This is a genomic window from Streptomyces sp. NPDC045678 (assembly GCF_056432085.1).
On record NZ_JBWKJS010000019.1, the window covers coordinates 1 to 13,415 of the forward strand.

The window sequence follows — 13,415 nt, forward strand, 5'->3', positions numbered from 1 at the left end:
GGCCGACCGGGTTGTGCGTCGGGCGGGTGTGTCGTCGTTCGGTGCGTCGGGGACGAATGCGCATGTGATCGTGGAGCATGTTCCCGAGCCGGTGGCCGAGTTGGGGGCTGGGGGAGCTGGTGATGGTGCGTTGGTGCCGTGGGTGGTGTCGGCGCGCAGCCCGGAAGCGCTGCGCGACCAGGCACGGCGACTGAGCGAGGCGGTGACGGGCGACGCGGCTCCGGCGGTACGTGACGTGGGCTGGTCCCTGCTGCGTTCAAGGTCGCTCTTCGATCAGCGCGCTGTGGTGGTCGGGTCCGAGCGCGCCGAACTGGTCGCAGGCCTCGACGCGTTGGCCGCCGGAGAGACACATCCGACGTTGACGCAGTCTTCTGAAAGCACGGTGACCCCGAGCGAGGACACGGTCTGGCTGTTCAGTGGTCAGGGCAGTCAGGTGGTGGGGATGGGGGCCGGGTTGTATGAGCGGTTCCCCGTGTTCGCCAAGGCCTTCGACGAGGTGTGTGAGTTTCTCGACGCCGAGTTGGGTGGCTCGGTTCGGGAGGTTGTGTTTGAGGGGCCGCGGGAGCGGTTGGATCACACGATGTGGGCGCAGGCGGGGTTGTTTGCGCTCCAGGTGAGTCTGGCCAGGTTGTGGGGGTCGGTGGGGGTGCGGCCGGATGTGGTGGTCGGGCACTCGATCGGTGAGATCGCGGCCGCGCATGTCGCGGGGGTCTTCAATCTGGCGGATGCGTGCCGGGTGGTGGGGGCCCGGGCGCGGTTGATGGGTGCGCTGCCTGAGGGCGGGGCGATGTGCGCGGTGCAGGCCACACCTGAGGAGCTGACCAGGGACCTTGAGGGTTCTGGTGTGAGTGTGGCGGCCGTCAACACCCCGGATTCCACCGTTATTTCGGGTCCGGCGGACGAGGTCGAGAAGATCGCCGCGCTGTGGCGGGAGAAGGGGCGTAAGACTAAGGCGTTGTCGGTCAGTCACGCGTTCCATTCGGTGTTGATGGAGCCGATGCTCGCGGACTTCACCGAGGCGATACGTGACGTGGAGTTCGCGGAGCCGAAGGTCCCGCTGGTCAGTAACGTCACGGGTGCGGAAGTCGGGGCTGAGATCACCGCTCCGGAGTACTGGGCCCAGCATGTGCGCCAAGCCGTTCTCTTCCAGCCCGCCATTGCCGAAGTCGCCGACCGGGCAAGTGTGTTCGTGGAGCTGGGCCCCGCCCCGGTATTGATCACGGCAGCCCAGCACACCCTGGACGACCTGGACGACCCACACGCACCCGAGCCGGTACTAGTCTCCTCGCTCGCCGGTGAACGCCCCGACGAGCAGGCGTTCCTGAGTGCGATGGCCCGTCTCCACACCACCGGTCTGGACGTGGACTGGTCGGTCTTCTTCGCGGCGGATCCGGTGCCGTGCGTGGTCGAGTTGCCGACGTATGCGTTCCAGCGGGAGCGGTTCTGGTTGGCGGGGCGTGCGGTGGGTGGGGATGCGGCGGGGCTGGGGTTGGTGGCGGCGGGGCATCCGTTGCTGGGTGCGGCGGTGGAGTTCGCCGACCGGGGTGGTTGCCTGTTGACCGGGCGGCTGTCGCGTTCCGGGACTTCGTGGCTGGCTGATCATGAGGTTGGCGGGGCGGTGTTGGTGCCGGGTGCGGCGTTGGTGGAGTGGGCGTTGCGGGCCGGTGATGAGGTTGGTTGCGCGACGGTGGATGAGTTGATGTTGCAGGCGCCTGTGGTGGTGCCTGAGGCGTCGGGGCTGCGCGTGCAGGTTGTGGTGGATGAGGCGGGGGAGGACGGGCGGCGCGGCGTTCACGTCTACAGCCGCCCCGACGCCGATACCTCCACGGCGTTCGACGGTGACGACTCGTGGGTCTGCCACGCCACCGGCGTACTCGCGCCCGAATCCGAGCACCACACGGCAGAAGGGACTGCCGAGGTGTGGCCCGGGGCGGGCACCGTGCCCGTGGACCTGGAAGGCTTCTACGAGCGCGAGGCCGACGCGGGATATGCCTACGGCCCGGCGTTCCGAGGTTTGCAGGCTGTGTGGCGGGACGGCCAGGACCTGCTGGCCGAGGTCGCCCTGCCCGAGGCCGCGGGCGCTCACGACGGATACGGCATTCACCCCGCCCTCCTCGACGCCACCCTCCATCCGGCCCTGCTGCTCGACTGGTCCGACGGGCAACCGCAGGACGACGGCAAGGTCTGGCTGCCGTTCACCTGGAACCAGGTCTCCTTGTGGGCCGCGGGGGCCGGCACCGTACGGGTGCGGTTGTCGCCCGGTGAGCACGACGAGGCCGAGCGGTCAGTACGGGTCCTGGTCACCGACACCGCCGGGGCGAACGTCCTGAGCGTGGGATCCGTGACGTTGCGCCCCGCCGACCTCGAGCAACTGCAGTCCGCGCGGGCGCAGGACGACGGCCTGTTCACGGTGGACTGGACACCGCTTCCGGCTCCACAGGCGGACGTGTCCGACGGTGCCGGTTGGATCGTGCTCTCGAACGAGACCGGCGGCTTGGCTGATGTGGTGGCGTCGGTGGGTGGTGAGGTGCCGTGGGCGGTGCTGGCGCCTGTCGATACCTCTGTGGGTGACGGGTTGCGGGTTGCTGAGGGTGTGTTGTCGCTGGTGCAGGAGTTCCTGTCCGCACCTGAGTTGGAAGAGTCTCGTCTTCTTGTTGTGACGCGCTGTGCTGTCGTCGCGGATGGTGACGGTGATGTGGATGCGTCCGCGGCGGCGGTGTGGGGTCTGGTGCGCAGTGCGCAATCGGAGAATCCGGGTCGTTTCGTTCTGCTCGACGTCGACGTCGACGTGGACCTGCGTATGGATGGTGAGGGCGCGTTGCCGCAGTCTCTGCTGCGCCGCGCCGTGGAAGAGCTCGACGAGCCCCAACTCGCCCTCCGTCACAACACACTACTGATACCGCGACTCGTTCGCGCGAGCGGTGGCGCCAGCACCGCCATGCCCCATGACCGTGCCTGGCGCCTGGACAAGGGGAGTGCCGGGACGCTGGAAAGCGTGGCGCCGGTCGCGTACCCCGAGGTGCTGGAACCCCTGGGGCCGGGACAGGTGCGACTCGGCATCCACGCAGCGGGCATCAACTTCCGTGACGTCCTGGTCAGCCTCGGCATGGTGCCGGGACAGATCGGCCTGGGCGGTGAAGGCGCCGGTGTCGTGACGGAGGTCGGCCCCGACGTGACGCACCTGTCGGTCGGCGATCGCGTCATGGGCGTACTGCACGGTTCCTTCGGTCCGACGGCCGTCGCGGACACGCGGATGGTGGCGCCGGTGCCGCGGGGCTGGGACATAAGGCAGGCGGCCGCGATGCCCGTCGCGTACCTGACGGCTTGGTACGGCTTGGTCGAGTTGGCCGGGTTGAGGGCGGGTGAGCGGGTGTTGATCCATGCCGCCACGGGTGGTGTGGGGATGGCGGCGGTGCAGATCGCCCGGCATCTTGGGGCTGAGGTGTTCGCCACCGCGAGTCCGGCGAAGCATGGTGTGCTGGAGGAGATGGGGATCGACGCCGCCCACCGTGCGTCCTCGCGGGACGTGGGATTCGAGGACGTGTTCCGGCAGGCCACCGATGGGCGCGGTGTGGACGTCGTACTGAACAGCCTCACCGGTGAGTTCGTCGACGCTTCCCTGCGGTTGCTGGGGGAGGGCGGCCGGTTCCTGGAGATGGGCAAGACGGACCTGCGGGAGCCCGAGGAGGTGGGTGCGGAGTACCCGGGCGTCACGTACACCGTCTACGACCTCGTCACCGACGCCGGCCCCGACCTCATCGCGGTCATGATGCGGGACCTCGGCGAGAGGTTCACGTCCGGGGCCCTGGCCCCCCTGCCCGTACGTTCCTGGCCGCTGGACAGGGCACGCGAGGCGTTCCGGTTCATGAGCCAGGCGAAGCATACGGGCAAGCTGGTGCTGGAGGTCCCGCCTGCCCTCGACCCTGAGGGCACGGTGCTGATCACCGGCGGCACCGGTGCGCTGGGGCAGGTCGTGGCGGAGCACCTGGTGCGGGAGTGGGGCGTACGGCATCTGCTGTTGGCCAGTCGGCGTGGCCCCGATGCCCCGGGTACGCAAGAACTCGCCGCTCGCATAGCTGAGTTGGGTGCTGAAGCAACCCTCGCTGCGGCTGATGTGAGCGATCCGGGGTCGGTGGCGGAGCTCGTGGGCAAGGTGGACCCCGCCCATCCGCTGACCGGCGTCGTGCATGCGGCGGGTGTGCTGGAGGACGCGGTGGTGACCGCGCAGACGCCGGAGGGGCTGGGGCGGGTGTGGGCGGCCAAGGCTGCCGCCGCCGCGAACCTGCACGAGGCGACCCGGGACCTCCGCCTCGGTCTGTTCGTGGTGTTCTCCTCGGCCGCTGCGACGCTCGGCAGTCCGGGGCAGGCCAACTACGCGGCGGCGAACGCGTACTGCGACGCGCTGATGCAGCTGCGCAGGGCCCAAGGCCGGGCAGGACTCTCGGTCGGATGGGGCCTCTGGGAAGCCGCGAACGACGAGAGGGCCGGCAACCCGGTCGGCGAGCCCGAGCCCGGGCACCACGCCCGCACCGAGAACGCCACCGGCGCCACGACGGGCCCCACCGGGACCGCCGGAATGACCGGCGCCACGGCGAACCCCACCGGGACCGCCCGAATGACCGGCGCCACGGCGCCCACCGCCAACACCGCCCGAATGACCGGCACCACGGCGCCCACCGCCGGCACCGCCGGAATGACCCGCGCCCTCAGCGACGTCGACGTCGCCCGCATGGCCCGCATCGGCGTCAAGGCGATGACCACCGCCCACGGCCTCGCCCTCCTGGACGCCGCACACCGCGAGGGCCACCCCCACCTGGTGGCCGCCGACCTCGACCCCCGCGTCCTCGTCGGCAAACCCGCCGCCGCCCTCCCCCCGCTCCTCCGCGCCTTCGCCGGCGGCCGGGGACCCGCGCGGCCGACCGCCGCCACGGCGGTCCGGCAGAACGTCGACTGGGCGGGCAAACTGTCCGCGCTCACCACCGAAGAACAGCACCGCACCCTGCTCGACCTGGTACGGACGCACGCGGCGGCCGTCCTCGGGCACGCGGGGACCGACGCGGTGCGCGCCGACGCCCCCTTCCAGGATCTCGGCTTCGACTCCCTCACCGCGGTCGAACTGCGGAACAGGCTGTCCGCGGCCACCGGTCTGCGCCTGCCCGCCACGTTCATCTTCCGGCACCCCACCCCGTCGGCCGTCGCCGAAGAGCTGCGCACGCAGCTGTGCCCGGCCGGGGTCGACCCGTCGGCGCCGCTCTTCGGCGAGCTGGACAAGCTGGAGACGGTGATCGTGGGGCACGCGCACGACGAGGACACACGCGGCCGCCTCGTGTCGCGCCTCCAGAGCCTGCTGTGGCGCCTCGACGACACCGCGAGCGCGGCGGGCGACACCGGTGGGGACGCCGCCGAGAGCGACGGCCACGACCTCGAATCCGCGTCGGACGACGAGCTCTTCGAGCTGATCGACCGGGAACTGCCCTCTTGACCAGGAGGGGACCAGGAGTGGACTTGACCAGGAGCGGAGAAGACATGCCGGGTGGGAAAGAGGCGCCGGGTACGGAGGACAAGCTCCGCCACTACCTGAAGCGCGTGACGGCGGACCTCGGGCAGACCCGTCAGCGCCTGCGCGACATGGAGGAGCGGCAGCGGGAACCGATCGCCATCGTCGCGATGGCCTGCCGGTACCCGGGCGGCGTGACCTCACCGGAACAACTGTGGGACCTCGTGGCCTCCCAGGGCGACGCCATCGAGGAGTTCCCCACCGACCGCGGCTGGGACGTGGGCGGCCTCTACCACCCGGACCCGGACCACCCGGGCACCACCTACGTACGCGAAGCCGGGTTCCTCCGGGACGCCGCCCGCTTCGACGCCGACTTCTTCGGCGTCAACCCGCGCGAAGCGCTCGCCGCCGACCCGCAGCAGCGCGTACTCCTCGAAGTGGCCTGGGAGCTGTTCGAGCGGGCGGGCATCGACCCGGGCACACTCAGGGACACGCTCACCGGCGTGTACGCGGGAGTGTCCAGCCAGGACCACATGTCGGGGGAGCAGGTACCGCCCGAGGTCGAGGGGTACGCGACCACGGGCACCCTGGCCAGCGTCATCTCCGGCCGCATCGCGTACACCTTCGGCCTGGAGGGCCCGGCGGTGACGCTCGACACGGCGTGCTCGGCATCACTGGTGGCGATCCACCTGGCGTGCCAGGCGCTGCGGCAGGGCGACTGCGGCCTGGCCCTTGCGGGCGGCGTGACCGTGCTGTCCACCCCCACGGCGTTCGTGGAGTTCTCGCGCCAGCGGGGCCTGGCCCCGGACGGCCGTTGCAAGCCGTTCGCGGAGGCCGCCGACGGCACGGGGTTCTCCGAGGGCGTCGGTCTGATCCTCCTGGAGCGCCTCTCCGACGCCCGCCGCAACGGCCACCAAGTGCTGGGCGTCGTACGCGGATCCGCCGTCAACCAGGACGGCGCGAGCAACGGCCTCACCGCCCCCAACGACGTCGCCCAGGAACGGGTGATCCGGCAGGCCCTCACCAACGCCCGTGTCACCCCCGACGCCGTCGACGCCGTGGAGGCGCACGGCACCGGCACCACGCTCGGCGACCCCATCGAGGGCAACGCGCTCCTCGCCACGTACGGGAAGGACCGTCCGGCGGACCGGCCGCTGTGGCTCGGCTCGGTGAAGTCGAACATCGGCCACACGCAAGCCGCCGCGGGCGTCGCGGGCGTCATCAAAATGGTGATGTCGATGCGCCACGGAGAGCTGCCCGCCTCCCTGCACATCGACCGGCCCACGCCACACGTGGAGTGGGAGGGCGGGGGAGTGCGACTCCTCACCGACCCCGTGCCGTGGCCCGAGGCGGACCGGCCCCGCCGGGCGGGCGTCTCCTCGTTCGGCATCAGCGGCACCAACGCCCACCTGATCCTGGAACAGGCCCCCGCACCGAGCGCTGCCGAAAGTTCCGAAGGTTCCGAGCCGGGGCAAGGGTTCGTGGTGCCGTGGGTTGTCTCGGCACGCGGCCGAGAAGCGCTGAGGGCGCAGGCGCGCGCTCTCGCCGACCGGACCATCGACACGGCCCAGCCGCATGCTTCTGTCGACGTCGGCTGGTCGCTGCTCCGCACGCGTGCGCTGCACGAGCGCCGGGCCGTGGTGGTGGGCGCGGACCGCGCCGAGCTGCTGGCCGGGCTCGAGGCGCTGGCCGCGGAGGAGCCGCATCCGGCACTCGTGGGACCGCCTCCGGCACCGGTCGGTGCGGGCAGGGACACGGTCTGGCTGTTCAGTGGTCAGGGCAATCAGGTGGTGGGGATGGGGGCCGGGTTGTATGAGCGGTTCCCTGTGTTCGCCGAGGCCTTCGACGAGGTGTGTGAGTTTCTCGACGCCGAGTTGGGTGGTTCGGTTCGGGAGGTTGTGTTTGAGGGGCCGCGGGAGCGGCTTGATCACACGATGTGGGCGCAGGCGGGGTTGTTTGCGCTCCAGGTGAGTCTGGCCCGCCTCTGGGAGTCGGTGGGTGTGCGGCCGGATGTGGTGGTCGGGCACTCGATCGGTGAGATCGCGGCCGCGCATGTCGCGGGGGTCTTCAATCTGGCGGATGCGTGCCGGGTGGTGGGGGCCCGGGCGCGGTTGATGGGTGCGCTGCCTGAGGGTGGTGCGATGTGTGCGGTGCAGGCCACACCTGAGGAGCTGACCAGGGACCTTGAGGGTTCTGGTGTGAGTGTGGCGGCGGTCAACACCCCGGAGTCCACTGTTATTTCGGGTCCGGCGGACGAGGTCGAGAGGGTGGTCGCGCTGTGGCGGGAGTGGGGACGTAAGACCAAGGCGTTGTCGGTCAGTCACGCGTTCCACTCCGCCTTGATGGAGCCGATGCTCGCGGACTTCACCGAAGCGATACGTTACGTGGAGTTCGCGGAGCCGAAGATCCCGCTGATCAGCAACGTCACGGGTAAGGAAGCCGGGGCTGAGATCACCGCTCCGGAGTACTGGGCCAAGCACGTGCGGCAAGCCGTCCTCTTCCAGCCCGCGATCGCCCAAGTCGCCGACCGCGCTGGCGTGTTCGTGGAGCTGGGCCCCGCCCCCGTCCTGGCCACCGTAGCCCAGCACACCCTCGACGCCCTCGCCGACCCGCAAGGAGGGTTCGAGCCCGTCGTCACCGCTTCCCTTCACCACTCGGACCTGCCCGACGATGTCGCCTTCGCGCAGGCCATGGCGCGCCTGCACACCGCCGGAATCACGGTCGACTGGTCCGGCTGGTTCCCTGCCGACCCTCCGCCACGCGCCGTCGACCTTCCCACCTACCCCTTCCAGGGGCGGCGCTTCTGGCTGGCGGACGTAGCGGTGCCCACGGCCGCGTCTGTGGCGGACGGTGAAGAGGCCGGGTTCTGGGCGGCCGTCGAAGGTGCGGACGTCCAGGCCCTCTGCGACACCCTGCACCTGAAGGACGACTCGCACCGGTCAGCCCTGGAGACGGTGTTCCCGGCGCTGTCCGCGTGGCGGCGCGAGCGGCGGGACCGGTCGACCGTCGACGCCTGGCGGTACCGCGTCGACTGGCGACGCGTGGACCTGCCGACGCCCGCGCCGGGCGCAGGGGCCTGGATGGTCCTGGCCCCCGATGGCGCGGCGGATGCTTGGTCGCGTACGTGCGTCCGGGCGCTGGAGGAGACGGGTGCGCCGGTACGCCTCGTCGAGGTAGGGGCGGGTGTCGGCCGGACCGAGATGGCCGACCTGATCCGTTCGTGGCAGTCGACGTGCTCGGACGACGACGTACCGCTCGCGGGAGTGCTGTCCTTGCTGGCGCTCGACGACGGTACGCACACCAACGCCAACGCCAACGCCAATGCCAACACCAACACCAACACCAGTCTCAGCGCCGACGCCAGCTCCCGCGTCAGCACTGACCCCCGACGTGGGTTCAGCGGTACCCCCGCCACCCTCACCCTCCTGCACGGCCTCCTCGACGCCGAAGTCGAGGTGCGCCTCTGGTGCGCCACCCGAGGCGCGGTGTCGAGCGGCGACACCGACCCGGTCGTCTCCCCGGAACAGGCGCCCATCTGGGGGTTCGGCCGTGTCGCCGCCCTGGAACACCCGGAGCTGTGGGGCGGACTGCTGGACCTGCCCGCCGACCCGGACACGCTCGACCCCGCCGGGCTGTACGCGGTGCTGTGCGGGGACAGCGGCGAGGACCAGGTGGCGCTGCGTCGTGGCGGCGTCCTCGGCCGACGCCTGGTGCCCGACGCGCCCATCGGCGACGAGGCGGCCGAAAGCAGGCGGCCGGAAGGTGCCGTCCTGGTCACGGGCGGCGTCGGCCGGCTGACGGAACAGGTCGTGCGATGGCTCGCCGCGTCCGGCGCCGAACATGTCGTACTGCTGGACACGGCCCCTGACGACGGTCGCGACACCCTCCAGAGCGACCGCGACCGCGACCGCGACGGCGAGCTCGCAGCTGAAGTCGCCGCCCAAGGAGCGCGGTTCACGGCTCTGCATGTCCCGTACGGAAGTCGGAACCGGGACCAGAGCCGCAGCCGCGCATTCGCCGAGCTCGCGGACGTACGCATACGAACCGTCATCCACACCTCCCTGCCCGGAGAGCTCGCGCCCCTCGCCGAGGTCACGCCCGCCGCTCTCGACGCGGCCACGGCCGCAGCCATGGAGCTGGGAGAACTGGCGGCCGCTGTCGGATCCGACGGCGGCACCGTGGACACCGTGCTGTACTTCTCCTCCGTCGCCGCCACGCTCGGCAGCAGGGAGCACGGCGCGTACGCCGCCGCCAACGCCTATCTCGACGCGCTGGCCCAGCGGCACGGCGCCGACGGAGAGGACCCCCGCACCGTCTCCGTGGGATGGGGCATCTGGGATCTGCCGGAGGACGGCGACCTGGCACGCGGCGCCGCCGGGCTGTCCCGCCGTCAGGGACTGCCGCCCCTGGAACCCCAGCTGGGGCTCGGCGCGCTGCACGCCGTGCTCGACGCGGGACGAGGGCACAGCCTGGTCGCCGACATCGAATGGGAGCGGTTCGCGCCGCTGTTCACCCTGGCCCGGCCGACCCGCCTGCTCGAAGAGGTCCCCGAGGCCCGGCGGATCCTCGACGCCTCGTCGGAGAGCGCCGAAAGCGCCGAGAACGCCTCCGCGCTGCGACGCGAGCTTGCCGCGCTACCCCTGAGGGAGCGGACAGGGAAGCTGCTCGACGTGGTCCGCGAACAGGTCGCCGGCGTGCTGCGGTACGAGCCGGGGCAGGAGGTGGAGCCGGAGAAGGCCTTCAAGGACCTGGGCTTCGACTCCCTCGTCGTGGTGGAGCTGCGCAACCGGCTGCGCGCCGCCACGGGGCTGCGTCTGCCCGCCACCCTGGTCTACGACTATCCGACGCCCCGCGCCCTCGCCGAGCACCTGCTGGACAGGGTGCTGCCCGACGGCGGCGCGGGCGAGCTGGCCGTGGCCGGGCACCTGGACGACCTGGAGGACACCCTCGCCGGACTCGCGGTGGACGACCCCCGCCGCAAGGGTTTGATCAGGCGCCTGCAGACCCTGCTGTGGAAGCAGCCGGACGCCGCGGCGACCCAGGGCCCCGCCGACGAGGAAGGGCAGGGGGAGACGGACGACCTGACGGCCGCGAGCGCCGACGACATGTTCGCGCTGATCGACCGCGAGTGGGGCACACAGTGACGCGCGCCGCCCGGCACGGCGCGGTCGGGCTGGTGGAGCGGGCCGAGGAGCTGGCCGCCCTGCAGAGCGCATACGAGGACGCCGCCGACACTCGCGGCAGCCTGGTGGTGGTCAGCGGTGCGGTCGGTACCGGCAAGACCGCGCTGCTGCGGGCGTGGACGGAGCGGGTCGCGCCCGACGCGCTGGTGCTGACCGCCACCGCCTGCCGGGCCGAGCGCGACCTGCCCCTGGGAGTCCTGGAGCAACTGGTGCGCGGCTGCCCCGAACTGCCCGCCGCGACCGCCGAACGCACGCTGGCGTGGTGCGACGAAGCCGCCTCCGTACCCGCGCCGAACCTGCCCGCGCCCACGCCCCCACCCCCGGCCGTTCCGAACGCACCCGCACTGCGCGGGCTCTGCGAGGCGCTGCGCGGTCTGGTCGCCGAGCGGCCCGTCCTGATCGCCGTCGACGACGCGCACCACGCCGACGCGGGATCACTGCGGTGCCTGCTGTATTTGGTGCGCAGGCTGCGCTCGGCGCGGCTCCACGTGCTGTTCACCGAGTACGTTCACCAGACGGCGGACAACGCCCTGCTCGGCAGCGAGTTCCCGCACGAGCCCGCGCTGCGGCGGATCCCTCTCGAGCCGCTGTCGAAGGCCGGGGTGGAAGCCGTGCTCGCGCGGCGGCTCGACCAGGAGACGGCCCAGGACCTCACGCCCGTCGTCCACGGCATGAGCGCGGGCCGCCCGCTCCTCGTCCACGCACTGGCCGACGACCACCGGTCGACGGGCCGCGCCGGCGAGGCGTTCGGGCGGGCGGTGCTCGGCTTCCTCTACCGGCACGAAGCGCCGGTGACCGAAGTCGCTCGGTCCTTCGCCGTGTTGGGGGAGCAGACCGGTCCGGCCCTGGTCGGCCGGCTCCTCGACGCGGACGCCGCCTCCGTGGCCCGCGCCGTGCACCAGCTGACGGTTGCGGAGGTGCTGCACGAGGGGCGGCTGTGCCATCCGGCGTTCGGAGCGGCCGTTCTGGACGGGATGCCGACGGAGGAGCGCCGCGCGCTGCACGGGCGGGTGGCGGCCCTCCTGTACGAGGAGGGCGCACCGGCCGACGAGGTGGCCGCCCACCTCGTCGCCGCCGACCGGTCGGACACGCCGTGGGCGGTGCCCGTGTTCGAGGAGGCGGCTCAACTCGCCCTGGAGAGCGACCAGGTGGAGACCGGAGTGGAGTACCTGCGGGCGGCGTACCGGCGGTGCCGGGGTGTCGCGCAGCGGACCGCGGTCGTGGGCGCGCTCGCCGACGCGGAGTGGCGCCTGGACCCCGCGAAGGTCCTGCGTCACCTCCCCGACCGCACGTCGGCGCCGGCCCCCGCCCCGGCCGCCGCTCCCGCCGCTCTGCCCGTCCCTCTCACTCTGCCCACCCACCTCCTCTGGCACGGTCGTGTCGACGAGGGCCTGGACGCGATCGGCGCGCTCGCCGGACCCAACGCCGCCGGCGCGCCGCCCATGAACGCCGCGGACCTCGACACCCCGTGGCTCTGGGGCGCCTACCTCTACCCCGGACGCGTCAAGGAGCGCCTGGGCTCCGGCGTCCTGTCCGCGCAGCGTTCGGCCCCGCCGGCCGCCACCCCCGAACTTCAGGGCGCGGGCACCCTGATGCACGATCTGCTGCACGGCGGCGAGAGCGACCCGGCCGACGCGGTCGACGCGGCCGAGCGCACCCTCAACCGCTACCGCCTCGGCCCCCGCACCGTCGCCGTCCAGACCGCCGCCCTCGCCGCGCTCACCTACCGCGACCGGCCGCACCGGGCCGCCGCCTGGTGCGACGGGCTCGTCGCCCAGGCCGGCGAACGCAACAGCCCCACCTGGCAGGCGTGGTTCACCGCGTGGCGCGCCCTCATCCACCTGCGCCAGGGCGACCCGATCGCGGCACAACAGCGCGCCGCGACCGCGCTCGACATGCTCGGCCCCAAGGGCTGGGGCGCCGCGATCGGCCTTCCGCTGGCGGCCGCCGTACAGGCGAAGGCGGCCGTCGGAGACGTCGACGGAGCGGCGGCCCTCCTCGAACGGCCCGTGCCCCAGGCGGTGTTCCAGACCCGCACAGGACTGCACTACCTGGCGGCGCGCGGCCGCTACCACCTGGCCACCGGCTGCCATTACGCGGCCCTGTGCGACTTCTACGCCTGCGGTACGCGGATGAGCAGCTGGGGCGTCGACCTGCCCGCGTTGGAACCGTGGCGGCTCGGCGCCGCCGAAGCGTACCTGGCCCTCGGTGAGTCTCTCCTCGCCCGCCAACTCGTCGACGGCCAGCTGACGTTGCCCGCGCCTACGGACGGCCGCACCTGGGGCATGACGCTGCGACTGCGGGCCGCCACCTCCCCCGCCCCGGACCGCACCGAGCTGCTCGACGAGGCCGTCGCCGTGCTCAGGGGCGCCGGTGACGTCTTCGAGCTGGCACGGGCCGTGGCCGAGCAGAGTGAGGCCGTACGCGAAAGGGGCGAGACGGAACGCGCCCGGCTGCTCGCCCGCAAGGCCCAGCTCCTGGCCCGGCGCTGGGGCAGCACGCCCCCGCCCGCGACCACCCCCGCGTCACCGGCCCCGCTCGGCCGATCCGAGCCGGACGCCGAGCTGACCGACGCCGAACGCCGCGTGGCCGAGCTGGCCGCCGACGGGTTCACCAACCGGGAGATCTCCCGCAAGCTGTACGTCACGGTCAGCACCGTCGAACAGCACCTGACCAGGATCTACCGGAAGCTCGACGTCAGGCGGCCGGACCTCCAGGCCGTGCTGGGATAGCAA

Annotated in this window: 3 protein-coding genes; all 3 read left to right on the forward strand. The window is 72.1% G+C overall.

The window, feature by feature from the left end:
• Positions 1-133: 133 nt before the first annotated feature.
• From AC07DO_RS39575 to AC07DO_RS39585, 3 genes are read left to right on the forward strand one after another with little or no spacing between them, the layout of a single operon-like run.
• Positions 134-5,482: an SDR family NAD(P)-dependent oxidoreductase gene (locus AC07DO_RS39575; protein WP_479067331.1), complete on the forward strand. Its 5,349-nt coding sequence runs from the start codon at positions 134-136 to the stop codon at positions 5,480-5,482.
• Between the two features lie 44 nt (positions 5,483-5,526).
• A complete protein-coding gene (locus AC07DO_RS39580) occupies positions 5,527-10,641 on the forward strand; it encodes a type I polyketide synthase (RefSeq protein ID WP_479067333.1) in 5,115 nt (1,704 codons plus the stop codon).
• Positions 10,626-13,412 (forward strand): helix-turn-helix transcriptional regulator, encoded by a 2,787-nt coding sequence (locus tag AC07DO_RS39585; RefSeq protein ID WP_479067335.1) that lies wholly within the window; start codon positions 10,626-10,628, stop codon positions 13,410-13,412. The genes AC07DO_RS39580 and AC07DO_RS39585 overlap by 16 nt, the downstream gene beginning before the upstream one ends.
• The last annotated feature ends 3 nt before the right edge of the window (positions 13,413-13,415 follow it).